Below are 24,286 nucleotides of genomic sequence, written 5' to 3'. Positions count from 1 at the left end.
GCCCCATTTTGCGGTTTGTTTTGTGTGAATTCAGACAAGTCAGTATGGGCAGTTACTTATGATTAGGAGGTAAAAACCGTGGCGAAGCAGCTTCGTGAATTAAAGGGAGTAGGGGAGAAAACAGAAAAATTATTTCAGAAGATCGGGATCACCACAACAGACGACCTGCTCCATTACTATCCCAGAAATTACGATGCATATGAGGAACCGGAAGAAATCGGCTCTCTGAAGGAGAACACGGTTGCAGCCATCCGCGCCACCATCACCACAGGCGTGTATGTGAACAAAATCCGCAATCTCCAGGTAATCTCCATCACCGTTGCAGATACCACCGGCCGCCTTGCCGTGGCATGGTTCAATGCCCCTTATCTGAAGAACACTCTGAAAAAAGGCAGCTGCTTCATTCTCCGCGGCAAAGTTTCCCGGAAAAAAGGCCGCCTGGAAATGGAGCATCCGGAAATTTTCACCCCGGCTGCTTACGAGGAAGTTCTGCACAGCATGCAGCCCATCTACGGCCTTACGGCAGGATTAACCAACAAGCTGATCATCAAGCTGATGCACCAGATTCTGGAAGAGCAGAACCTGCAGACAGAATTTCTCCCGGATGAGATCAAGGAATATTATCACCTGGCAGATGACAATTATGCCCTTTCTGCCATCCATTTTCCCGCTAATATGCAGGAACTGCTGGTAGCGAGAAAACGGCTTGTATTTGACGAATTCCTGCTGTTTATCCTGGCTGTGCAGATTCTGAAGGGCAAGACGGAAGAAGCCCCCAATGCCTTTCCCATGAAGCCAGTGTGGACCACGGAGCAGATCATGGAAAACCTGCCCTACAAGCTGACCAGGGCCCAGCTAAACGCCTGGCATGAGATCGAGCGGGATCTTTGCAGCCACACTCTTATGTCCAGACTGGTTCAGGGAGATGTTGGAAGCGGCAAAACCATCCTGTCCTTCCTTGCCATGGTCCTGACCGTGGAAAACGGCTACCAGGCAGCGCTGATGGTGCCCACAGAGGTTCTGGCAAACCAGCACTTCGAGGCCTTTACCAAACTTATGGAGGAACAGGGAATCACCTCCTGCCATCCAGTGCTTCTGACCGGCTCCACCACTCTGAAAGAGAAGCGGCGAATCTACGGAGAGATTGCATCCGGCGAGGCCAACGTGATCATTGGCACCCACGCCCTGATCCAGGAGAAAGTGGTTTACGAAAACCTTGGCCTTGTCATCACAGACGAGCAGCACCGCTTCGGCGTGAAGCAAAGGGAAGCGCTGACCACAAGAGGCAATGCGCCTCACGTTCTGGTTATGAGCGCCACCCCTATTCCCAGGACTCTGGCCATTATTGTATACGGTGACCTGGATATTTCCATCATTGACGAGCTCCCTGCCATGCGTCTTCCTATTAAAAACTGCGTGGTGGGAACCTCCTACCGCCCCAAGGCCTATTCTTTTATTGAGAAACAGATCCGCCAGGGCCGCCAGGCCTACATCATCTGCCCTATGGTAGAGGAAAGCGAGGGCGCAGACGGGGAAAATGTAACGGACTACACCCAGCGGATCCGGGAAATTTTCCCCTCAGATATCACCATCGGCATGCTCCACGGCAAGATGAAGCCCAAGGAAAAAAATCAGATCATGGAACAGTTTGCCAGCGGGGAAATCCAGGTGCTGGTGTCCACCACCGTTGTGGAGGTTGGCGTCAACGTGCCCAATGCCACGGTGATGATGGTAGAGAACGCAGAGCGCTTCGGCCTTGCCCAGCTGCACCAGTTAAGAGGCCGTGTAGGCCGCGGGGAGTATCAGTCCTACTGTATTTTTATGCAGGGAAATGAGCAGGAAGAAACCTCCAAGCGACTGGAGATCCTGAACAAATCCAACGACGGATTTTTTATTGCAGGGGAAGACCTGAAGCTTCGCGGCCCCGGCGACCTGTTTGGAATCCGCCAGAGCGGCCAGCTGGAATTTCGCATCGGGGATATTTACCAGGACGCAGATGTGCTGAAAGCTGCCAGTGATGCGGCTGGCGGAATCCTGGAGCTTGACCGGGAACTGACGCTGCCACAGAACGAAATGCTGCGGGAAAGATTGAATTCTTATATGAAATATGACCTTGAAAACCTTGGATTGTAGGCAGTCACGAGGAAATATGCGACGAAAAAAACGGCAAAAAACGAAATTTTTTTGGTAATAACTGTGCAAAGAAACAAAAATTCTCAGGAATTTGGAATTTCAACCCGGGGATTTCGGGAAATAATGAGAGCAGATTTGTATAATTTTACCTATGAACCGAAGAAAAAGGCTTGTCAAGGGGTGATTTTCAGAAACTTGCCAAATTTTCAAAATCGTAGTATCCTAACGAAGAAGCAAGAACGAAGAATATTTTCACCGTCAAGGAGGCTATTATAATGGCTACAAAGAGAACTACAAAAAAGGCAGAAACAATGGCAGCCAAGAAAGCAGCGAAGACTGCTGCAGCACCTGCAGCAGAGGTAAAGGCTGAGCAATCCAAGGCAGAGGCTGTTAAGACCGCTGTTGTAGAAACTGTAAAGGCAGCTACAGAGACTGTTAAAGCTGCAACAGAGACAGTTAAAGAGACCGCTAAGGAAGCTGTGAAAGAGACAGCAAAAGCTGCACCTGCAAAGGAAGCTGCTCCGAAAGCTGAGGCTAAGAAGCCTGTAAGAAGAACAAAGAAAGCCGCTGCAGCAGCAACAGCAGAAGTTTATTTCCAGTACTTAGGCAAGGAATTTGCTTCCAAAGATCTGGTGTCTGATGTTAAGAAAGCTTGGATAGAGATGACCGGAAAGAAAGAAGAAGACATCCAGGATATTAAAGTTTACGTAAAACCAGAAGAGAACAAGGCATACTATGTAGTAAACGGTGAAGCAGAGGGACATTACATCGAACTGTAATTTTTCCTTAAACTGGAAGCTTCGGGGAATCTGTGAAGACAGACGCTCCGGGGCTTTTTTTATGCCTGAAACAGAGCGGATGATTTTTCAAACATGCTCTGGACAAACAGGTGTAAATACGATAAAATATTAAAATGTAACGAAATTTTTTCTTTACATTGCAGGCAATCCCACAACCCCTGTGATCCAGGGGTTGTTTTTATGATATTACTTATTCAGAAAGGAAAAACTATGTTTAACGAAATTGACTTCAGCAAAATAGATACCGCTGGCGCGCCGCCTACAGATGATGCCGGCCGCCAGTATTATTACATGGCCAAGCTTGCCACTATGGTTACCCTCAAGGAGCAGGAACTTGGACGCCCTATCACCTATTGTCTCCAGACCTTTGGCTGTCAGATGAACGAGAAGCAGTCCGAGGTAGTAGCCGGAATCATGGACGAGATCGGCTTTAAGAGACAGGACACAGAGAACGCCGACGTTGTTATCTACAACACCTGTACCGTCCGTGAGAACGCCAATCTGAAGGTATACGGACGTCTTGGCAAGCTTCACAGCCTGAAGAAATCCAACCCGGATATGAAGATCGCCCTTTTCGGCTGCATGATGCAGGAGAAACAGGTGGTGGACAAGATCCAGAAGGACTATCCATTTGTCAATCTGGTATTCGGAACCCACAATATTTTCAAGTTCGCCGAGCTGTTCTATGAGATGGAGAACCGTGACAGCCAGCTGATCGACATCTGGGAAGGCACCGACAAGATTGTGGAAGAGCTTCCTACAGAACGCAATTACTCTTTCAAATCCGGCGTCAACATTATGTTCGGCTGCAACAATTTCTGCAGTTACTGTATCGTACCTTACGTAAGAGGCCGGGAGAGAAGCCGTGAGCCGGAGGCCATTGTGAAAGAAATCGAGGCACTGGTGGCAGATGGCGTGACTGAGGTCATGCTTCTTGGACAGAACGTAAACTCCTACGGCAAGACTCTGAAGAATCCGGTCACTTTTGCCCAGCTTCTTGAGAAGGTTGAGGCAATCGAAGGCCTGAAGAGAATCCGCTTCATGACCTCCCACCCGAAGGATCTTTCTGACGAGCTCATCGAGTACATGGGAAAAAGCAAGAAGGTCTGCCATCACCTTCACCTTCCCATGCAGTCCGGCAGCAGCCGTATTCTGAAGGTGATGAACCGTCACTATGACAAGGAGAAATACCTTGGTCTGGTTGAGAAGATCCGTAAGGCAGTGCCGGATATTTCCCTAACTACGGATATTATCGTAGGCTTCCCAGGCGAGACCGAGGAGGATTTTCAGGAGACTCTGGATGTGGTGGAGAAATCCTGCTTTGACACTGCATTTACCTTTATCTATTCCAAGAGAAGCGGCACCCCTGCAGCCAAGATGGAGGATCAGGTGCCGGAGGATGTGGTAAAAGACCGTTTCGATCGTCTTCTGAAACTAGTTCAGGAGAAAGGAAGAGAGGCTTCCTCCAGATTTGAGGGCGAAGTGCAGGAAGTTCTGGTAGAGACCGAGAGCAAGGAGAAGGGCATTTTCACAGGAAGAACCCAGTACAATCTTCTGGTACACTTCCCGGGAACCCCGGATCTTCTTGGCAAATATATCAATGTAAGACTGGATACCTGCAAGGGCTTCTACTATATGGGAACTCAGGTGTAAGTTGATTACTTCATAGCAAAAAATCACATAAATTTCCTGGAAATGGTTGCAATTTTGTATAAAATAGTGCAAAATAGAAAATAACAAACACTCATGGGAAAGGCGGCACCGTATATGTTGAAAGAACTGTGCGGAAGGTTTTATTCACTACTCAAGAAAGAAGCAGCTCATGAGAATGAACCCCAGCGTATCCTGTTTCTCCTTCGGAATATCATGCTGCTTCTTGGACTGTATTTTCTTATCTTTCCACTGGTAATGTGCCTGGTAAGTCCACGGACAAGAGGGTGGATCGGATATGTGTTTGCAGTGCTGGCAGCGTTGATCTTTTTCGGAACCTACAGGCTTCGGGTACGTACCGGCGTAGTGATGTGCGTGACACTGCAGCTGGCGTGGGTTGTGATCTTTATCCTGATGTATGGCTGGGACTGCGGTATTCAGCACCTGATGTTTGAGATGCTGGTGCTGGTGTATTTTGCCATTTACAATGGGGTGGGATATAAGATCGGATACACGGCGTTTCTGTTTGCTGTGCGGTTTGTGCTGTTTGTTTACTGCAGGAGGAACCAGCCTTATTATGGGCTTACTGAGAACGCAACGGTTGTACTGCAGATTATGAACATGATCCTCTCCTTTGTGCTTATGGGAGTTGTGTGTGCCATGTTCAGCTCCAATGTGGAGTCTGCAGAGAAGAAGCTGGTGCTCTACAATGAGCAGCTGAAGAAGCAGGCTGGCACCGACCCGCTGACCGGGCTCTGGAACCGTCGCCAGATGATGCGGTACATCACAGAGAAGCATCAGAAGGACTCCAATATGGCCTTTACCCTGGGAATGGGTGACATTGATTTCTTTAAGAAAATTAATGACAACTGGGGTCATGACTGCGGGGATGCAGTGCTGGTGTGGATCACCAGGCATATGAGCGAGGTGCTGGGGGAGCATGCCAGGCTTTGCCGTTGGGGCGGAGAGGAGTTTATTTTCTTTTTCCCGGACATGAACGGGGACCAGGTATGCGAGATCTTGAATGTGCTGCGTATGCGGCTGGACAACGATCCTTTTGACTGGAAGGGAGAGTGGCTGAAGGTGACCATGACCTTTGGAGTTGAGGAGAATGATTTTTCCTCCAGCATTGATACGCTTCTGAAGAACGTGGATGACAAGCTTTATATGGGAAAGAAACAAGGACGAGACCGGGTGATCTATTAAAGACTGCCTGGCCTTTTTCGTGTGAGGGGCATGCTGGCTGATGTTAGAGCGTGTTTGAAAAAGCATTCCTGCAATCTGCACGCCCCACTTTGCGGTATATTTTGCCCGAATTCAGTTGCCGTAGCCCGCTACGGCGCCCTCATCCGGACAAAATCTCCCACAAATTGTGACGCACATCTTGCAGAAAGCCTTTTTCAAACACGCTCTAGAGAGACTTATATGAAACGGTCTCTCTTATTTTCTGACACTCTTTCTGTATTCGACCGCGGTCATCTGGCAGTGCTTTCGAAAGCTCTGTGCCAGGTAGCTCTGGGAGGAAAATCCGGCCAGGTGGGCGATGGTGGAAATATCGTAGTCCGTATTTTCCAGAAGATCCTTGCACACTTCAATGCGCCTGTGGTTCAGGTAGTTAATAGGCGAGATGCCGTAATACCTGGTGAATTCGTGGCTGAGATAGTATTTGTTCAGATGGGTCAGTTTTGCCAGGGTGTCCAGGGTAATCTCCTGACTGTAGCTGGCGTCCAGATAGCGCTTGACCTGGGCGCACTCCCTGCTTGGATGAAGGGAGGGAACCAGCTGGAATCCGGATACGGTAATCCGCCGCAGCTGCATAATGAGAATAGCCAGGGTATGGCGGCAGATTTCCTCATAGCCTGGATTTTTCTGGTCCAGCTCTGTGAAAAGGGAGTGGAAATAAAACTGCAGGTCCGTCTTTTTCTTCCGGCAGTTAAAAATCTGGAACTCTTTCTGATCGTGAAAAGAGAAACTGATCCCGTCCACGCCTACTGTGAAATAGGAAAGGGGCGCTGCGTTTCTGGAAGTTTCCGTGTGCTGGATGTGGGGATTCACAATGATCAGGTCATCTTTGGAGATGGTGAAGGTTTCGTCCTCGATCACAAATTCCCCGCTTCCTTCCAGCACATAGAACAATTCTGTAAAGGCGTGGGTGTGGGGAATGCTGGGCCAGTCATTTTCATACCGGGAAAGGGAAGCGTTCACAAGAACCGCTTCCTGGGCAAGGGGATTTTCAAAATCGAAGGAAAAAGAGCGTGTACTCATAGCAGCGCCTCCTGAACTATTTTGGTAAAAGTATCACGAAGGATACTGGGAATGAAGGGATCGCAGTGTTCCGTGAATATTATCTGTGAGCAGTTATTGTAAACATACATGCATTCATTCATATAGGCAATAATGTTATGAATAACCTTATCATATCACAGAACAAAAAAGACCGCAAGATTTCTAAAAAGCAAAGCAAGACCTCCGTTGAAATCTGCCTGCGAAACTCTTATTCTAAGAATAGAGATTATAGGCAATTGCGCAGCTGCGAAAGCGCTGAATGAGGATAAGATTTTACAACAACGGAGGTACCGAAAATGGAAGCAAAAAAAGGACGTGTTACCATACCAACAAACCTGGATGTGGTAAAAGAGACACTGGATATTATGGACGAGTGGGGCGCAGACGCCATCCGTGACTGCGACGGAACGGAATTTCCCCAGGAACTGAAGGACACCGGAGCGAAGATCTACGCCACTTACTACACCACAAGAAAAGACAACGCCTGGGCAAAAGCCAACCCGGACGAGATCCAGCAGATGTACATTATGAGCTCCTTCCACACCGCAGTTTCTGAGACACTGGAAATTCACCTGATGGATCACCTTTACCCGGATATGCTGAAGGTCAACACCCGTGACGACATTACAAGATGGTGGGAAGTTATAGACCGCACCACAGGCGAAGCAGTGCCGGTAACCGACTGGTCCTACAACGAAGAGACCGGAAATGTGGTAATCACCCCGGCGAAGCTTTTCCATGAGTACACCGTAAGCTTCCTGGCATATATTATGTGGGACCCGGTACATATGTACAACGCAGTGGTAAACGACTGGAAGGACGTAGAGCCCCAGATCACCTTTGATGTGCGCCAGCCAAAGACAAGAGCCCATTCCCTGGAGCGTCTCCGCCGTTTCCTGGACAGCCATCCTTATGTCAATGTGGTTCGCTTCACCACCTTTTTCCATCAGTTCACCCTGATCTTCGATGAGCTGGCACGGGAAAAATATGTGGACTGGTTCGGTTATTCTGCATCAGTCAGCCCTTATGTGCTGGAGCAGTTTGAAAAAGAAGTGGGCTATCCTTTCCGCCCGGAATACATTATCGATCAGGGCTACATGAACAACACCTACCGCATTCCATCCAAAGAATTCAAGGATTTCCAGGCATTCCAGAGAAGAGAAGTTGCCAAGCTTGCCAAAGAGATGGTAGACATTGTCCATGAATACGGCAAAGAGGCCATGATGTTTATGGGCGATCACTGGATCGGTATGGAACCTTTCATGGAGGAGTTTGCATCCATCGGGCTTGATGCCGTAGTGGGAAGCGTTGGAAACGGCGCCACCTTACGTCTGTTTAGCGACATCAAAAATGTAAAATACACAGAAGGCCGTTTCCTTCCTTACTTTTTCCCGGACACCTTCCATGAGGGCGGGGATCCTGTGAAAGAAGCGAAGGTGAACTGGGTAACTGCAAGGCGTGCCATCCTGCGAAGTCCCATCCAGAGAATCGGATACGGCGGATACTTAAAGCTGGCCCTGGAGTTCCCGGATTTTGTCCAGTATATCAAGGAAGTGTGCCAGGAATTCCGCACCCTGTACGACAACATTCAGGGCGTTACCCCTTACTGCGTGAAGCGGGTTGCAGTCTTAAACTGCTGGGGCAAAATGCGTTCCTGGGGCAACCATATGGTTCATCACGCTATTTACCACAAACAGAATTACTCTTATTTCGGTATCATCGAGGCTTTAAGCGGTGCGCCATTTGACGTTTCCTTTATCAGCTTTGATGACATTCTGGCAGATAAGGATCTTCTGAAAAACTTCGACGTTGTGATCAATGTGGGAGACGCAGACACAGCCCAGAGCGGCGGCGAGTACTGGGCCAATGAGACTGTAATTACAGCCGTGAAGGAATTTGTCTATAACGGCGGCGGATTCATCGGCGTTGGGGAGCCAGCAGCCCATCAGTGGCAGGGCAAATACTTCCAGCTGGACGACGTGCTGGGAGTGGAAGAGGAACGAGGCTTCAACTTAAATACAGATAAATACAACTGGGAAGAGCATAAGGATCACTTTATTCTTGCAGACACAGACGGAACCGTGGATTTCGGGGAAGGCAAGAAAAACATTTTTGCGCTTCCGGAAACCACCATTCTGATCCAGAAAGACCAGGAGGTACAGATGGCGGTGAAAACCTTCGGAAAAGGCCGCGGCGTTTACATCAGCGGACTGCCGTATAGCTTTAAGAACAGCCGTGTGCTTTACCGTGCAGTTCTCTGGTCTGCCTCTGCAGAGGAGGAGCTGAACTGCTGGTATTCCACAAACTATAACGTGGAAGTTCATGCATACGTGAAAAACGGCAAATACTGTGTGGTAAATAATACCTATGAGCCACAGGATACGGTGATTTACAGAGGCGATGGCAGCAGCTTTGAACTTCATGTAGAAGCAAACGAAATTAAGTGGTATCAGATCTGATCCAAATAAGCATTGCCCGGGCAGAATGCAGACAGATGTATCTGCCCGGGCACTTTTTTGTCTTTTTATACAGGAGAAAGGTTGCATTTATAAGAGGAATCTTTTAAACTACAGGTAGTATCGTTTTATGAGGTGACAGTTTATATGTATACAGTAGAAGAAATTAAAGAAAAAATCGGAAGCGGTCAATGGACAAGGGCGGATGTAGATACGATTATCGCAGATTTGAAGGCTTCCTCAAAGCTTACTTCCCATGTGGGGGAGATTTATTATTCCAGCTATGGTGTCTTTGCATACAGCTTTCGTGACCGTGTGTATCCTATGCTGGAAATCTGCCAGGAGGCGAAGCTTCTGCTTGGTCCCTCCATGGAAAAAGCTCTGATTTATCTGGCACTGATGCGTCTTTATTTCTGCCTGGGCTTTCTGCCGAAGGTAGTGGAATACGGTCTGAAATATGCAGAATCCGGCTACACTTTGCGTGATTGCCTGAAATCTGTATATAATACCATTGCAGCAACCTTTACAGACTGTGGACTTTATAAAGAGGCAGATATTTATCTGGAGAAAATGCTGGATATTTCCAGGCTGGATCCCTGCGGGCCGGAAGTGGATTTCTGGAATTCTGATTACATGAATGAGTTCGTGTATTATGACAGTAAAGTATATGTGAAGCTTGGAATGGGAGATGTCAAAGGCGCTGAGCAGGCCCTGGAGGGGATCGGAAGACTTCTTGCGTGCGATGATATTTCCGAAGAAGGAAAAAACTTTTTCCGCCTTCAGAGGGAATGCACGGATCTGTATCTGAGAATGCACAAGACGAAGGATATCGCTGCGATTGCAGAAGAATTTAATGAATATATGAGGAAAATGGAGTCCGGAGAGCTTAAGGTGGACTGCCTGAATTTTTGTATTTATAATTTTGGCGAGCTGCTTCAGGTTATGGCGAAGGTGGAGCGCTGGGAGGATATTATCCGCATTGGCAACTTTATAAAGGATGCCCCCAATTTCAGCGGAAGCATTTGCCCGGTTTATAAGATTATGTGTCAGGCTGCCCGCAGAAGCGAGAAGGAAGAGATCCGAAGCCAGGTGCATAAATATGAGAGAATGTATCTGGAGGCTCTGGAAAAAGAGAAGGAAAACTATGATGAGCTTTTGCGGCTTCTGGCGAAGGAGGAGCTTCGCCTTGTAAACCTGAAGGATACCATGAAAAAGGATCCTCTTACCGGATGCCTGAATAGGGCTGCCTTTGAAAAAAGCAGCAGACGGTTTGTCAGTGAACATAAAAAAGGATGTCTTGCTTTTCTTGACCTTGATTATCTTAAGGAAATCAATGACAGCTATGGGCATGAAGGCGGAGACAGTTATCTTGTATGCTTTGCCGAAAATATGAAACAGGCTCTCAGACTGGATGGTGCCCTGTACCGTTATGCAGGAGATGAGTTTTTGATTCTTGCTTCCGCCAGGGAAGAGGAAATTAAGAGGCGGCTACATTTCATTGTGGAAGAGAACCCGATCAAATTTCATATTAACGGAGATGAACGTAATATCGGTTTTTCTTATGGTATTGTGGCGTTTGAGGAGAAAAATGGAAATGTTGCAGAGCTGGTGAAGGAAGCAGACCGCAGAATGTACCTATGCAAAAAACGAAATCATGAGAGTATTTTAAAAGAGGCAAAAACGAAATGATTACGCAGGGAAATATCATACATTTTTATAACAAATATAAGGAAAATTTGGGAACAGAGGCACAGGTGCTTGAGGGGATCCTGAAAGCCCAGGATCAGGAGGCCTGGCTGGGAAAGCTGCGGCAGAAATCCAAGGCTATGCGGCGGCTTTACATTGAGAATGAAACGCTTCTCAATCTGTACATCCGTCCGTTTTTAAGCGGAGAGGTGAAGCTGGACGATGCCCTTGCAGAAGAGCTTTTAAATCAGATCCGGGAAGCCAATAATGAAGGGTATGAGGACGATCTGGCACTTGTGGAGGTGGCAGAGCTGCTGGATGGATATTTTCAGAAAAATAAAAATCTGAATGCCTACATTTGGACCTTGAATCTTCTTGGCAATTTTTATAACAGACCCTTCAGTGTTGAGGACGGAAAAAAGGGTGCCCTTTATTTTAAACGGCTGCGGGAGCTTTCCTGCCATTACTTTGAGATCGAAGACTTTGATGTGAGAAAACGGATTATATTTTCTTATTACAATTATCCCATCACGTTGATGAATTTTAACCTTGTAAATGCCAGGGAGCTTATGCAGCTTATCGATGAGGCACTGGCCTTTTACAATAACGAAGAAGTCCGGGCATTAGATGAAGATAAATTTGATTTTGATGAGCTGATCAAGGAGCTGAATTACGATCTTCTTGGGAATTCTGTGCTTGGATATTCCAGGGAAAACATTGATCCCCAGCTTCTTGAAAGGGCTTCTAAGGTGCTTGGAGAATATTATTCCAGGCAGCTTGAAGAGAACCCCAATCCCTACGAAATGCCGGATGAGATCTACTGCAATTATAAAAGGTGTCTGTTTTTCCAGGGAAAGCTTGACTGCACAAGCTTTATAGAGGATTACATAGGCTATTGCAGGTATTGTATAGAGCATGACACTCTGGACAGCCAGGAGGATGTGGACTTTTCGGACAGCCGTTATTTTCAGGTCGTAGTCAACCACCTTTATAATATTATGGAAACCCTGGATATGTACAAGGATGAATACCACGGACCAGATGATATTAAGGATTACTGCGTAGACGAATATGTGCGTATGATCCGCAGCCTGCCAAGGACAGAGAATGACCAGTTTATCAATGACGTGGTGTGGCGCTCCCTGAGAGAATTTCTGAAGTATCTTTCCAGGGATGAGGTAAGCTCCATGCTTCTTATGAAGGTTATGGTCAGCAGAGATGAGCTTACGGTTATCCACTGTGCCATGGTGGAGCAGATCGCAAGAAGGATCTTAAGCTCAGTGATCCGCAGACAGCCAGAGCTTCTGGTGGGAAGCTGTGGCTGTGCCAATGTGGTAGAGGTGCTGGAAAATCAGGATAAAATCCTGGATTTTGTATCCCAGGCTGCCCAGATTTTTGATGTGGGTAAAATCCAGCTGGCTTCTATTATAAATAAGCAGACTCGCCAGCTGACTGCGCGGGAGATGGAGCGGATTTACTGTCATCCTGCAAACGGAGTGAAGCTTCTTGCGGAAATTCCGGCTCTTCAGAAGTATAATGATATCATTCTCGGACATCACAAGTCCTGGGATGGCAAAATGGGATATCCAAAGGACTTTGACAACTGTGCTTCCAAGGAGCGCTTTCTCATTGAAATCTTTCACGTGAGCGATGGAATGGATGCAGCTACAGATTTTATAGGGAGAAGCTACAAGAGCAATAAAAAGATAGCACAGGTGATAGAGGAGCTGGCCTACGGCAAGGGTACCTGGTATTGTCCGGAGCTTGTGGAGCTGATCCAAAATGACAAGGAACTGCAGGCGGATCTTGCTTATCTGGTGGGAACCGGCAGACTTCGTACCAGCTGCTCTGTTTATGGAAGTGCAGTGGAGGATGGAAAGGCAGAGAAAATCCGCTCTGCCATTAATATTGAGAAGTGGGAAATGCTTGAGGAGCAGGAGGACGAGGACGATAACATTCTGGATTTCCTTCACAAAAGCGGAAGTGAAAACCGCCAGCTTCTTCGCGCACTTGCCAGAAATTCCCTGATTATCCTGTATGTGGATATGATGTCCGGGGAGTATAAGGTTTCCTACAGAGGAAGCCAGAGGCTTCTGGATGAAAAAATCCCGGATGGCCATTATGTGGATTTCCTAAAGGACTATCTGTCCCCTAATCTTGATCCCAAAGACTGGGACAGGATCCGTCTGAAAATCAAGCTGTCGGAGCTTTCCCATACGTTTCTGGAGCAGGAAGGAAGCTATGAGTGTGAGGCCAGGGTAAAGGTCAGAGAAAGGTACAGGTGGGTGCGCTTTCAGTTTATCCGTCTGGATGAAGGAAATGTTATGCCAAGGATGATGACCATAATCGCAACGGACGTTCAGGAGAGCCACAGCAGAAATGAGCAGCTGATGGCCAGCTTAAAGGCAGCATACCAGTCCGCAGAGGAAGCGAATAAGGCCAAGAGTGTGTTCCTGAACAGTATGTCTCACGACATCCGTACACCTATGAACGGAATCCTGGGTATGACCCAGATTGCCATGAATCATCTGGAGGATCCAAAGCGGGTTCTGGACTGTCTGCGCAAGATTGATGATTCCTCCAGGCATCTTCTGGGGCTTATCAATGAGGTGCTTGACATGTCCAAAATCGAAAGCGGCAGTACAGTTCTTCGGAAAGAACCCCTGTGCCTGACAAAGACTATGGAGATTGTAGACGGAGTCTGCAGGCCGTCCTCTATGGAAAAGCATCAGAGCTTTGTGATGGATATAGAGGGTATCTGCGATGATTACGTAATAGCAGACCCGGTAAGGCTTCGTCAGATCCTGATCAACCTGATCTCAAATGCTGTGAAGTATACCCCTGAAAACGGACAGGTTCTGGTGAAGGTATCCCAGGAAAGCCATCTTGTGAAGGGAGAAGCCAGATATACCTTTGTGGTAGAGGATAATGGGATCGGTATGTCTGAAAAGTTCCTGGAAAAGCTGTTTGAGCCATTTTCCAGGGAGGATAACAGCATGACCGATGCCACCCAGGGAACCGGACTTGGGCTTTCCATTGCCAAATCCATTATCAACCAGATGGGCGGAACCATTGAGGTTACAAGCTGCCAGGGAAAGGGTACCACCTTTGTTGTACAGCTGGATCTGGAGCTGGCAGATAAGGAGAAGCGTAAAGAGGAGCAGGCAGCTGCCCATAAGGAAAAGCGCAGCAGGGCAAAGGACAAAAGCTTCCTTAAGGGGCATAGAATCATGCTGGTTGAAGACAATGAGCTGAACCGGGAAATCGCCTACGAGCTGCTGTCTGAGCAGGGACTGATCGTGGATGCTGTGGAGAACGGAAGGGAAGCACTGGAGCTTCTTAAGCAGCAGCCGGAAAACTTCTATGAGCTGATCTTTATGGATATCCAGATGCCGGTAATGAACGGCTATGAGGCAACCAGAAGCATCCGGGCAGGGGAAAGCTCTTACTGGAAAAAGCTTCCCATAATTGCCATGACTGCCAATGTATTTCAGGAGGATGAGCGTAAGGCAGCTGAATGTGGTATGAACGGGTATGTAACCAAGCCCGTTGATATGGAGATTATTTATTCCGTGCTTGAAAAATGGCTGCCAGGGATTTATAATAGCTGATGCGCGGCTGGCGCAGATAGGGAGCGATAGAGTTGAAGAAAAACAAATATGAAATTGATATGTGCAACGGAACCATTATGGATAAGCTGATTTCTTTTGCCCTTTCTTTGATGGTTTCCGGTATTTTGCAGCTGATGTTTAATGCGGTGGACATTATTGTGGTGGGGCGGTTTTCCGGCAGTCAGGCACTGGCAGCAGTGGGCTCCACTACAGCCCTGATCAATGTGTTTACCAATCTTTTCATTGGTGTTTCTCTGGGTGCCAATGTTCTGGCGGCAAGGTTTTATGCAGCCGGAAAGGATAAGGAGATGTCAGAGACGGTCCATACAGCTATTACGCTGGCACTGGTCAGCGGTGTTGTGATGGCAGTGATTGGGCTTGTTTTTTCCAGATGGGCCCTGGAGATAATGGGGACGCCTGCAGATGTTATTGACCAGTCCTCCTTATATATGAGGATTTATTTTCTTGGTATGCCCTTTTTTATGGTGTATAACTATGGAGCTGCTATTCTTCGTGCAGTGGGAGATACCAAGCGGCCGCTGATGTTTCTGATAGTAGCCGGGGTGATTAATGCGGTTCTGAATATGTTTCTTGTCATCGCCTTTCACATGGGTGTGGCAGGTGTTGCCATTGCCACAGTGATCTCACAGATGATTTCCTGCCTTTTGGTGCTAAGATGCCTGTATAAGACAGATAGCAGCTATCAGCTGCGTTTTTCCAGGCTGTGTATGAAGAAATTTTATCTGGTGCAGATTTTTCAGGTGGGAATTCCGGCGGGAATCCAGAGCACGGTTATTAACTTTTCCAATGCTCTGCTTCAGTCCTCTGTAAATTCCTTTGGCTCCACAGCTATGGCAGGATATACGGCAGCCAACAATGTGCTGGGCTTCCTTTATGCCTCTGTAAACGCTGTGACCCAGGCCTGTATGAGCTTTACCAGCCAGAATTACGGTGTGGGGAAATATAAGCGTATGGACAGGGTGCTTCTGGACTGCGGGATTTTGTCCTTTGTGATCGCGTTTGTGCTGGGTTGCGGCTCTTACATATTCGGCGGTGAGATTCTGAAGATTTATACAGAGGATCCGGAGGTAATCCGCTGCGGCGTGGAGATCCTTTCCATTACCACAGTGCCTTATTTCCTCTGCGGTATCATGGATCTTTTCCCGGGAGCCCTCCGCGGAATGGGACATTCCGGCGTGCCCATGATTCTTTCCATTATCGGTACGGTGGGTACCCGAATTGTGTGGATCTTCTGGATCTTCCCACAGAACCGTTCCCTCTACACCCTTTTCATCTCCTACCCAGCCTCCTGGGCCATCACCATTGTGATGCAGGTGATCTGCTTCATCTTCGTAAGGCGGACGGTACATGGACAGCTGAAAAGGAATGTGGCGTAAAGAGATTACGGGAATGCTGCCGGGTGGCGGCGATAGGATATATGATTTTACAGAAGGATTGCAGTTGGCTTCATCTGAGATTGAGAGGTGGAGCGCTGGGGTCCTTCTTTTATTTTGCGTTGGAAAGGGAATTGACGGAATATTTGAATGTGACTATAATAACCTGAGAAATATCCGGCGCATGGAAGAGAGAGGAAAAATTGTATCCATGATAGAAGACAAGATAAAATACGACATAAGGAGCGTGGTGTGGGATGAATGATATGAAGAGGCTTTTGAGGTATGCGGGGCCGTATCGGAGGGATATGGTGCTGGGGGCGGTGCTGGTTCTGATTGAGACTTGCTTTGAATTGTTTATTCCCATTATGATCGCGGACCTGATCGATGTGGGAGTGGCAAATCATGACCTTTCTTATGTTTACCAAAAAGGAGTTCAGATGATTCTGTGTGCGTTGATGGCGCTGATTACCGGGCTTTTGTATGCGCACTTTGCTGCGAAGGCGGCTTATGGATGGGGCGCAGAGATTCGGAAGGCGGAGTATGAGAAGGTGCAGCAGTATGCATTTTCCAACCTGGATCATTTCGCAGTGTCCTCTTTGATCACAAGAATGACTACGGATGTAACGGTGCTTCAGAATATGGTAAATGCAGGCTTCCGTCCGGTGACAAGGGGCCCGTCCCTTCTGGTAATGGGAATTGTGCTTTCCTTCTGGATGAATCCAAAGCTGGCAGTTGTATTTCTTGTGTGCCTCCCGGTTCTGGGCAGCGTGCTTTTCTGGATCGTGTCAAAAGTAGCACCCATGTACACAAGGCTTCAGAGCATTATGGACAGACTGAACCGGGTGGTTCAGGAAGGCCTCACTGCCATCCGTGCGGTGAAAGCCTTTGTCAGGGACGAATATGAGGAAGAGAAATTCGCGGAGGTCAACACAGATCTGACCAGCTCCAGCGAGACTACCTTCCACTATGCGGTGCTGAACCTGCCTGCTTTTCAGGCGGTGATGTACAGCGCTATTGTGCTGATCATGTGGTTTGGAGGAAATATGATCCTGAAATCTAATCTGGCGGTAGGTGACCTGACTGGATTTTTGAGCTATGTGATGCAGGTTATGAATTCCCTTATGATGATTGCCAACGTGTTCCTTCTGCTTACCCGTTCCCTTGCCAGCGCCCACCGTATTGCGGAAGTTCTGGACGAACAGGTGGAACTGGCTTCCCCGGAAAACGGGCTGGAGCAGGTAGCAGACGGAAGTATTGACTTTCAGGATGTTTCTTTTAAATATCACAAGGATGCCCGGGAGTTTGCCCTGTCCGGGGTGAATCTTCACATTCCATCTGGTCAGACCGTAGGAATCCTGGGTGGTACCGGTGCCTCCAAAACCACGCTGGTACAGCTGATTCCAAGGCTTTACGACGTGTCTGAGGGTGCGGTGTATGTAGGCGGACGTGATGTGCGGCATTATGAGATCCATTCCTTAAGGGATGCGGTGAGCATTATCCTGCAGAAAAATGTGCTGTTCTTTGGAACGGTGCGTGACAACCTGAAATGGGGAAATCCAGAGGCGACAGATGAGGAAATCTGGGAGGCCTGCAGGGCTGCGTGCGCAGATGAGTTTCTAAACCGGATGTCGGATGGGCTGGATACCATGCTGGAGCAGGGCGCAGGCAACCTTTCCGGTGGCCAGAAGCAGAGACTTTGTATCGCGAGAGCGCTGGTGGGAAAGGCGAAGATTTTGATTTTTGATGATTCCACAAGCGCGGTAGATACGGCAACGGAGAAAAAAATCCGGGAGGCGCTGGCGAAGCGGAAGGATGTGACCAAGATTATTATTGCCCAGAGGATTACCTCTGTGATAAACACAGACCAGATTGTGATCCTGGAGGATGGCAAGGTGCACTGCACAGGAACTCATAAGGAACTGTTGGCTCACGACCCGATTTATCAGGAAATTTACAGATCCCAGATGAGCGGGGCGCAGGAGAACGAGATGGAGCAGAGTACTGCAAAGGCAGAGCGTGGCAGCGTACAGGTGAAAGGAGGGATAACAGATGGCAGCGAAAACTTACAGCGGTAAGAAACCGGAAAACATGAAAAAGACGGTGGGTTATTTTCTCTCCTATATGGGGCGGCACAAGCGGATGCTGTTTGTAGTAGCAGTGCTGGTATCCGTAAGCGCATTGTGCAATCTGCTTGGTACTTATATGATCCGTCCGGTAGTCAATGGTCTGGCAGATGGAAATGTCAGCACTCTTTTGAAAGGCGTTCTGACTGCTGCTGGGATTTTTGCTACAGGTGCGCTGGCGGCATGGGGATATTCCCAGACCATGGTGAAAGCCTCCCAGCGGATTTTGTTTGATATTCGAAGAGATTTATTCTCCCATATTCAGATACTGCCGCTGAAGTTCTTTGATACAAACGGACATGGCGACATTATGAGCCTTTTCACCAACGATATTGATACCATCTCCGATGCACTGAACAACAGCTTCGCAATGGTGATCCAGAGCTTTATCCAGATGGTGGGAACCCTGACCATTCTTTATGTGCTGAACTGGCGGCTATCTATTATTGTGACTGCGTGTTACGGCATTATGCTGTGGTATATTCGGTTCAGCGGAGGCAGGAGCAAGGTTTATTACGCCAAGCAGCAGAATAGCCTTGGTGCGTTAAACAGCTATATTGAGGAGATGATCAGCGGGCAGAAGGTGGTAAAGGTGTTTAACCACGAGGAAGCCAGCTTCCAGGAATTCTGTGAGAAAAACGAAGCTCTCCGCCAGGCAGGAACAGGTGCCCAAGGTTATGCGGCGACTATGGTTCCGGTGGTGGTAAGTATTTCTTATATCAACTGTGCCATTGTGGCAGTGCTTGGCGGTATTCTGGCCCTGCAGGGAAAAGCAGACTTAGGAAGCCTTGCCAGCTATCTGGTGTTTGTCCGCCAGGCAGCCCTTCCGATCAACCAGTTTACTCAGCAGAGCAATTTCCTTCTGGCTGCGCTGGCAGGCGCGGAGCGTGTGTTTAAGGTGATGGATCTGGAGCCGGAAGTAGATGAGGGCAAGGTAGAGCTGGTGCAGATGGAAGTTCCGAATAAAATCGAAAGTGGCTGTTTGGACTCCAAATATGAGAAAAAAGCCATGGAAAAAGAAATTGGAAGTACAGTTCCAGCATGGGAAAATGGTACATTCGGGAAGGAAAAAACTGGAGAGAATGACGCAGAAAGGGGGAAAAATCCTCTGCGAAATGTGTCAGGAAATGCCTGGGCGTGGAAGAAGCCAGGTGGGGAGTTGGTGCCTCTTCGAGGGGATGTACGGTTTGAGCATGTGGACTTCGGTTATGATGAGAATCGGATGATTCTGAAGGATATCAGCCTGTATGCGAAGCCAGGACAGAAGATTGCCTTTGTAGGCTCCACGGGAGCAGGAAAAACCACCATTACCAATCTGATCAACCGTTTCTATGATGTGCAGGGTGGATCGGTTGTTTATGACGGAATTGACGTGCGGGACATCAGCAAGACATCCCTGCGCCATTCTCTTGGAATTGTATTGCAGGACACCCATCTGTTTACAGGAACGGTGGCGGACAATATCCGGTTTGGAAAACTGGATGCTACCCAGGAGGAAATTGAACGGGCGGCGAAGATTGCCAACGCAGATTCTTTTATCCGCCGTTTGCCACAGGGATATGACACAATGGTAACCTCTGACGGTGCCCATCTCTCCCAGGGACAGAGACAGCTTCTTGCCATTGCCAGGGCGGCTGTGGCAGATCCGCCTGTGCTGATTCTGGATGAGGCGACCTCGTCAGTAGATACCCGTACGGAGGCGCTGATCGAGAAAGGAATGGATCAGCTGATGGAGGGCAGGACGGTATTCGTTATCGCTCACAGATTGAGTACGGTACGCAATTCCAATGCCATTATGGTGCTGGAGCAGGGGAAAATCGTGGAACGTGGGGATCACGAGGATCTGCTGCAGCAGAAAGGGAAATATTATCAGTTGTATCATGGGATGTTTGAATTGAGTTGATGGGGACAGAAAAATGGGAATAACAGATTTGAACCGAAGTAGGAAAAAGGAAAAGCGGCTTTGAGGTTGTAGTATAAGGATACTTGTAGAAAGTGAAAACAGAAGAAGAACAGGAAAAGCAGATGCTTTTTCCTATCCTTCTTCTAAAACTTTCGTCCCCCTGAGCTTCCGAAAGATAAATTTATTTGTAAATCTATAAAGAGATAAAATAGTTTATTTATGTGGACAAGTTACATATGTATGTGTGCTTAACAAGTCACCTACCTCTATATGATTGCATTTCATACAAATTTTTCCAGTATACCTTTTTACAATACATCCTCCGTTGCTTTGAGAATAATGTTTATTTACGTAACCAGATTTAAAATTGTGGCTACAAAAAATAGCTCTTGCATTAGCTGTGTCTGTATTTAAAGGAATAATGGTGCCATCTAGAGCCTCAAAGTAAGTATCATATTCAGCAAATAAAGTTTCAGCTTCATTATCAAAGTCGAAAGAAATATAATCTTCATTGGTATCAGAAGCATCTTTTACCGTCTGCATCGGCGTATACGCAAACACCGTAGTCCCGCTCAGAATCACCGAAGCCAGCACAGCTGCCACAGTACCAATCTTAGATGCCTTTTTGTTTCTATTCATAATGAGTTCCACTCTCCTTTTCATTGATTCTTTCTTGTCTCCCAATAAGTTGTTTCTCCAGACTACAGGAACCTGTCTGGTTCTTGCAGAAAGTTTCACGAGAGCTTTGGCGTAGGCTCTTCGTTCCTCAGCGGAACAGCCTTCCGTAGCAGCTTCATCTGCAATGTTTTCAGAAAAACGGGTGTAAAGTAAAAATGTCAGGATCGTTAACGGGTTAAAACAATGAAGGCAAATTGCTAACAAACAGATTAATTTTACAATCGAGTCACGGCGGCGCAGATGTGAATATTCATGCCTGAGAATCATTTCCGACAGCTTGGAATTTGGAAACTCAGCCGGAGCCACAATGAAAGGTTTCACAAACCCAACGGTATACGGCGTGTTCATTTCCGGAGAAATGCGGTACTCCACATTCCCGATTCCAGGCAAAGGATATGTTCTTATCTCCGTAATTCGTTTCAGCTTTCGCGTGAGCTGATGGTATTTGATCGTCTCATAAATGCTGAATCCTGCGATCACAAACAGTCAGCACAAAACGATCATAAGAATCCAATCAGGCATCCACACAGAAATTCCGTGATAAGAAACCGCTTCCTTGTCGTCAAAGTTTACAAAATAGGAAATTGCGTTAAGAGAATTGGTCTCTTCCAGCATATCCTGCGGCAGATAATATTTCAGCATCTGAAAAGGTATGAAATATTCCACCAGACTCAATAACACCAGTTTCCGGCCAAGCCGGTAAGAAAAGTTTTTCCGTTTCAGGAGCATCAGCAGGAGACAGACCAAAAGCGGCATCGTTCCTGCGATGCTCACGCAGATCCAAAGCATGCAAGTCACCCTCACTTATAATTTATCGATAAAATCGAGTAATTCCTTCTGATCCTTTTTGCTGAGTTTTCCCTCGTCAGCAAAGGCACAGAACAGACAGGCAAGTGAATCCTTGAACTCCTGGGAATATTCTTCCTGGGAGTCCCTGCAGCTGGATTTCTGGTGCTCCAGAATCTTTTCCTGGAAATCCCGGATCAGCTGGTCTCTTTTTTCAAGCTTGTGGCGCAGATGAAGATTATGTGCAAAGAAACCAAACGCGACCATAGGAAAACCAAAGGAAAGGACAATGGCTTTCACCAGATAAAAGGTTGCGGCGGGCTGGTCCATGGTGGGGATTCCACTAATCATGCAGACCAGCAGTGACAATCCGGTAAAGATTACAAAAAGGATACCGAATAACACTAAAATAATTTTTTTCATTAAGGACCTCCTCATTACTACGTAGAAACGGGATTCATGAAATATTTTTATTTCCTGCTCCCTTTACTATATATACGAAATTCAGAGGGGAAAATAACACGGAATCTGTAATTTTTTTGAAAATATTTTCGAATTAGCTAAAATTATGGTATACTCTTAGTTGACATCATTTAAGAAGCATATGGATGCAAGTGCTTATGTGATTGAATTCGATATAAGATAAACTGTGGCGTCCCCTGAAAGTATTCAACAGAGAGAGTTTGAGCGTATTTGAAAAATCATTCCCGCAATCTGCACGCCCCACTTTGCAGTATATTTTGCAGAAAGCCTTTTTCAAACACATTCTGAGGGATAGATAAGGCCACAGGTACCAATAAAAATTATGAGGAGAAGTTTACTATGCCCAAATTTCTGATTATCGACGGTTCCTCTATGCTGTCTACTTCCTATTACGGAAACCTTCCCAAGTCCATTCTTTTCGCCAAGACAGACGAAGAGAAGGAGCGGCATTATTCGGAGATCTTACACACCTCCGATGGAAAATACACCAATGCCATGTTCACCATGTTGCGCACCCTTTTGGCAGTTTATAAGAAGGTGAAGCTGGAATATGTTGCCTTCACTTTTGATATGACAAGAGACACCTTCCGCCGCACCCAGCTTGGAGCGGACTTTTACAAAGCCAACCGAAAGGAGACAGCTCAGCCTCTGAAGAATCAGTTTGTACAGATGGAAGAGTTCCTCAAAGCCATTGGCTGTCCAGTATTTATGAGTCCGGATTACGAGGCAGATGACTACGCCGCCTCCCTGGTGGAGAAATTCCAGGGGCCGGAGCTTCAGACCTATGTGCTTACCAAGGACCACGATTATTTCCAGCTGGTAAGCGAATACACCCGCATGTGGCGCGTGGTTACAAGAGACAAGCTGGAGGCTCTGAAGGATGCCTACGGCCTTTATGGAAAAGATGCCTATGAGGCGCTTCCTCCTAATGTATTTGAATACACCCCGGAAATCGTCCATTCCGAAGAGGGCGTTTACCCGGAGCAGATCCCGGTGCTTCTTGCCATCACAGGAGACCCGGGAGACGGCATTCCAGGCTGTAAAGGTGTTTCCTCTGCAGCAGCACCGTTAGTGGAAGAGTACCGCAGTTTAGATGCTATCTACGAGGCAATCGAAGATTGCGAGGGCGTAGCGAAGAAAGAGAAAGAGCTGAATACCTTCTGGAAGGAAAGCCTTGGCATCGGCAGAAGTCCGCTAAAAGCTTTAAAAACCAACAAAGAAATGGTTTATTTAAGCGAGCAGCTGGCAACCATGAAGCGTGACATTGTAATAGAAGAAAGCCTGGAAGACATGCGTCTGAACATCAATATGAAAGAACTGAAAAAGCAGCTGAAATTATATGAGATGAACAGCATTCTTGCAGAAGTTGAAAAATTGAATCCAGAGAAATAATAAATACAAAACCGTAATGAGAAATCGGACAGCTCATAGGCAGGTTATCTGGTGCCTGGCATATTATCAGGGATAACTACTATGATGGGCCAATAATAATTGCTGATTTCTCATTACGGTTTTGAATTATACATGGTGTATTGCGTGGAATTGAGCGGGTTTATAACCCTTCCTTTACCAATTTCCCATCCTTCAAATGCAGAATCCTCTGATTGCTGCTTCCCCGAAACTGCAGGGAAATATCCTTCAGTTCCTGAATAAATTCCCCGTCCACCAGAATATCAATGCAAGAAAGCATACGATCTGTGTAAGGCGTATAGACCTTGCCTCCAGGAGCCAGGTCCTTATCGAAAAGATATCCGCTGTAGCACCAGATGGATTTCTCCGGGTAAGTGCTCTTGATCTCTTCCAGAAGCTCTGCCAGGACCGGCTGGTTCTCCGGCTCAAAGGGTTCACCGCCAAGTAAAGAGAAGCCCTCTATATAAGACGGTGCCAGCAGTTCCAGAATCTTGTCCTGTGTTTCCCTTGTGTATGGCTCCCCATAATTAAAATCCCAGGTAGGGGCGTTAAAGCAGCCCTTGCAGTGATGCCGGCATCCGGATACAAACAGGCTTACCCGCACCCCGGTACCGTCTGCAATGTCGTAAGATTTAATATTTCCATAGTTCATAACGTAATTCCCTCATTTGTGTGGCCTAGAGCGTGTTTGAAAAATCATTCCCGCAATCTGCACGCCCCACTTTGCGGGAGATTTTGCCCGAATTCAGTTGCCGTAGCCCGCTACGGCGCTTTCATCCGGACCAAATCTCCCACAAATTGTGACGCACATCTTGCAGAAAGCCTTTTTCAAACACGCTCTAAAATGCCGCGAATGATTTCAAAATTAGATTTCCTTTATACCT

General features: G+C 47.3%; 18 protein-coding genes and 2 pseudogenes. 14 read left to right on the top strand and 6 right to left on the bottom strand.

Annotation, left to right across the window (positions count from 1 at the left end; genetic code table 11):
* Window positions 1-78 precede the first annotated feature (78 nt).
* From recG to DWZ38_RS23435, 5 genes and pseudogenes are all read left to right on the top strand, one after another.
* Entirely contained in the window at window positions 79-2,133 is a 2,055-nt protein-coding gene (gene recG, locus DWZ38_RS08995) for an ATP-dependent DNA helicase RecG (RefSeq protein ID WP_021925290.1), read from the top strand.
* Between the two features lie 275 nt (window positions 2,134-2,408).
* A complete protein-coding gene (locus tag DWZ38_RS08990) occupies window positions 2,409-2,912 on the top strand; it encodes a DUF6465 family protein (protein WP_117851823.1) in 504 nt (167 codons plus the stop codon).
* Window positions 2,913-3,143: 231 nt separating this feature from the next.
* The gene (gene miaB / locus DWZ38_RS08985) at window positions 3,144-4,586 is read left to right on the top strand and encodes a tRNA (N6-isopentenyl adenosine(37)-C2)-methylthiotransferase MiaB (RefSeq protein WP_021925288.1); all 1,443 of its coding nucleotides are present in this window, start codon (window positions 3,144-3,146) and stop codon (window positions 4,584-4,586) included.
* A gap of 114 nt (window positions 4,587-4,700) precedes the next feature.
* On the top strand, window positions 4,701-5,789 hold the full coding sequence (locus DWZ38_RS08980; RefSeq protein ID WP_178105306.1) for a GGDEF domain-containing protein: 1,089 nt from the start codon (window positions 4,701-4,703) through the stop codon (window positions 5,787-5,789).
* 30 nt (window positions 5,790-5,819) lie between these two features.
* Window positions 5,820-5,957, top strand: a pseudogene (locus DWZ38_RS23435) (DUF6783 domain-containing protein); the annotation flags it as partial.
* A 66-nt stretch (window positions 5,958-6,023) separates the two neighbouring features.
* Here DWZ38_RS23435 and DWZ38_RS08975 read toward each other — a convergent pair.
* Complete coding sequence (locus tag DWZ38_RS08975) at window positions 6,024-6,848, bottom strand: AraC family transcriptional regulator (RefSeq protein ID WP_117851816.1); 825 nt, start codon at window positions 6,846-6,848, stop codon at window positions 6,024-6,026.
* Window positions 6,849-7,165: 317 nt separating this feature from the next.
* On the opposite strand from DWZ38_RS08975, the gene gnpA reads away from it, so the two are divergent.
* The 7 genes from gnpA to DWZ38_RS08940 all read left to right on the top strand — a co-directional run bounded on the left by gnpA (window position 7,166) and on the right by DWZ38_RS08940 (window position 20,045).
* Window positions 7,166-9,328, top strand: a complete 2,163-nt coding sequence (gene gnpA / locus DWZ38_RS08970) for a 1,3-beta-galactosyl-N-acetylhexosamine phosphorylase (protein WP_021926435.1) — start codon at window positions 7,166-7,168, stop codon at window positions 9,326-9,328.
* 144 nt (window positions 9,329-9,472) lie between these two features.
* Window positions 9,473-11,014: a GGDEF domain-containing protein gene (locus DWZ38_RS08965; RefSeq protein WP_117851813.1), complete on the top strand. Its 1,542-nt coding sequence runs from the start codon at window positions 9,473-9,475 to the stop codon at window positions 11,012-11,014.
* Complete coding sequence (locus tag DWZ38_RS08960) at window positions 11,011-14,622, top strand: ATP-binding protein (RefSeq protein WP_117851807.1); 3,612 nt, start codon at window positions 11,011-11,013, stop codon at window positions 14,620-14,622. The genes DWZ38_RS08965 and DWZ38_RS08960 overlap by 4 nt, the downstream gene beginning before the upstream one ends.
* Window positions 14,623-14,654: 32 nt before the next feature.
* Window positions 14,655-16,019 (top strand): MATE family efflux transporter, encoded by a 1,365-nt coding sequence (locus tag DWZ38_RS08955; RefSeq protein ID WP_347519264.1) that lies wholly within the window; start codon window positions 14,655-14,657, stop codon window positions 16,017-16,019.
* Complete coding sequence (locus DWZ38_RS08950; protein ID WP_147342998.1) at window positions 16,009-16,281, top strand: hypothetical protein; 273 nt, start codon at window positions 16,009-16,011, stop codon at window positions 16,279-16,281. Before DWZ38_RS08955 ends, DWZ38_RS08950 begins: the two co-directional genes overlap by 11 nt.
* The gene (locus DWZ38_RS08945) at window positions 16,274-18,094 is read left to right on the top strand and encodes an ABC transporter ATP-binding protein (RefSeq protein ID WP_117851802.1); all 1,821 of its coding nucleotides are present in this window, start codon (window positions 16,274-16,276) and stop codon (window positions 18,092-18,094) included. The genes DWZ38_RS08950 and DWZ38_RS08945 overlap by 8 nt, the downstream gene beginning before the upstream one ends.
* On the top strand, window positions 18,069-20,045 hold the full coding sequence (locus tag DWZ38_RS08940; protein WP_117851799.1) for an ABC transporter ATP-binding protein: 1,977 nt from the start codon (window positions 18,069-18,071) through the stop codon (window positions 20,043-20,045). The genes DWZ38_RS08945 and DWZ38_RS08940 overlap by 26 nt, the downstream gene beginning before the upstream one ends.
* A 213-nt stretch (window positions 20,046-20,258) precedes the next feature.
* Here the strand turns inward: DWZ38_RS08940 and DWZ38_RS08935 are convergent, their stop codons facing one another.
* From DWZ38_RS08935 to DWZ38_RS08925, 3 genes are all read right to left on the bottom strand, one after another.
* Window positions 20,259-21,113, bottom strand: coding sequence for a M56 family metallopeptidase (locus DWZ38_RS08935; protein ID WP_117851796.1), 855 nt, complete (start codon window positions 21,111-21,113; stop codon window positions 20,259-20,261).
* Window positions 21,114-21,209: 96 nt separating this feature from the next.
* A complete protein-coding gene (locus DWZ38_RS08930) occupies window positions 21,210-21,512 on the bottom strand; it encodes a hypothetical protein (protein WP_117851793.1) in 303 nt (100 codons plus the stop codon).
* 15 nt (window positions 21,513-21,527) lie between these two features.
* Entirely contained in the window at window positions 21,528-21,932 is a 405-nt protein-coding gene (locus DWZ38_RS08925; protein WP_021926426.1) for a hypothetical protein, read from the bottom strand.
* Window positions 21,933-22,331: 399 nt separating this feature from the next.
* Between DWZ38_RS08925 and DWZ38_RS08920 the strand changes: the two genes are divergently transcribed.
* Complete coding sequence (locus DWZ38_RS08920; protein WP_021926425.1) at window positions 22,332-23,384, top strand: 5'-3' exonuclease H3TH domain-containing protein; 1,053 nt, start codon at window positions 22,332-22,334, stop codon at window positions 23,382-23,384.
* A 160-nt stretch (window positions 23,385-23,544) separates the two neighbouring features.
* Here DWZ38_RS08920 and nrdG read toward each other — a convergent pair whose 3' ends face one another.
* Together nrdG and DWZ38_RS23430 are read right to left on the bottom strand one after the other, a co-directional pair.
* Entirely contained in the window at window positions 23,545-24,054 is a 510-nt protein-coding gene (nrdG, locus tag DWZ38_RS08915) for an anaerobic ribonucleoside-triphosphate reductase activating protein (protein WP_021926424.1), read from the bottom strand.
* Between the two features lie 12 nt (window positions 24,055-24,066).
* Entirely contained in the window at window positions 24,067-24,117 is a 51-nt protein-coding gene (locus DWZ38_RS23430; protein ID WP_317259473.1) for a DUF6783 domain-containing protein, read from the bottom strand.
* Here DWZ38_RS23430 and DWZ38_RS23425 point away from each other — a divergent pair.
* Window positions 24,112-24,189 (top strand): annotated as a pseudogene (locus DWZ38_RS23425) (DUF6783 domain-containing protein); the annotation flags it as partial. The gene DWZ38_RS23430 and the pseudogene DWZ38_RS23425 sit on opposite strands and share 6 nt — an antisense overlap.
* Window positions 24,190-24,286: the final 97 nt, after the last annotated feature.

The organism is Ruminococcus sp. AF31-8BH (assembly GCF_003460605.1).
In the GTDB taxonomy this organism is placed as follows: domain Bacteria; phylum Bacillota; class Clostridia; order Lachnospirales; family Lachnospiraceae; genus Blautia_A; species Blautia_A acetigignens.
This window is presented reverse-complemented; position numbering and strand designations above follow the sequence as displayed.

Bases quoted from the DNA above. Each gene is read 5' to 3' on its own strand.
- DWZ38_RS08990 (WP_117851823.1), top strand. From the start codon at position 2,409: ATGGCTACAAAGAGAACTACAAAAAAGGCAGAAACAATGGCAGCCAAG.
- miaB (WP_021925288.1), top strand. From the start codon at position 3,144: ATGTTTAACGAAATTGACTTCAGCAAAATAGATACCGCTGGCGCGCCG.
- DWZ38_RS08980 (WP_178105306.1), top strand. From the start codon at position 4,701: ATGTTGAAAGAACTGTGCGGAAGGTTTTATTCACTACTCAAGAAAGAA.
- DWZ38_RS08975 (WP_117851816.1), bottom strand. From the start codon at position 6,848: ATGAGTACACGCTCTTTTTCCTTCGATTTTGAAAATCCCCTTGCCCAG.
- gnpA (WP_021926435.1), top strand. From the start codon at position 7,166: ATGGAAGCAAAAAAAGGACGTGTTACCATACCAACAAACCTGGATGTG.
- DWZ38_RS08965 (WP_117851813.1), top strand. From the start codon at position 9,473: ATGTATACAGTAGAAGAAATTAAAGAAAAAATCGGAAGCGGTCAATGG.
- DWZ38_RS08960 (WP_117851807.1), top strand. From the start codon at position 11,011: ATGATTACGCAGGGAAATATCATACATTTTTATAACAAATATAAGGAA.
- DWZ38_RS08950 (WP_147342998.1), top strand. From the start codon at position 16,009: ATGTGGCGTAAAGAGATTACGGGAATGCTGCCGGGTGGCGGCGATAGG.
- DWZ38_RS08945 (WP_117851802.1), top strand. From the start codon at position 16,274: ATGAATGATATGAAGAGGCTTTTGAGGTATGCGGGGCCGTATCGGAGG.
- DWZ38_RS08940 (WP_117851799.1), top strand. From the start codon at position 18,069: ATGGCAGCGAAAACTTACAGCGGTAAGAAACCGGAAAACATGAAAAAG.
- DWZ38_RS08930 (WP_117851793.1), bottom strand. From the start codon at position 21,512: ATGCTTTGGATCTGCGTGAGCATCGCAGGAACGATGCCGCTTTTGGTC.
- DWZ38_RS08925 (WP_021926426.1), bottom strand. From the start codon at position 21,932: ATGAAAAAAATTATTTTAGTGTTATTCGGTATCCTTTTTGTAATCTTT.
- DWZ38_RS08920 (WP_021926425.1), top strand. From the start codon at position 22,332: ATGCCCAAATTTCTGATTATCGACGGTTCCTCTATGCTGTCTACTTCC.
- nrdG (WP_021926424.1), bottom strand. From the start codon at position 24,054: ATGAACTATGGAAATATTAAATCTTACGACATTGCAGACGGTACCGGG.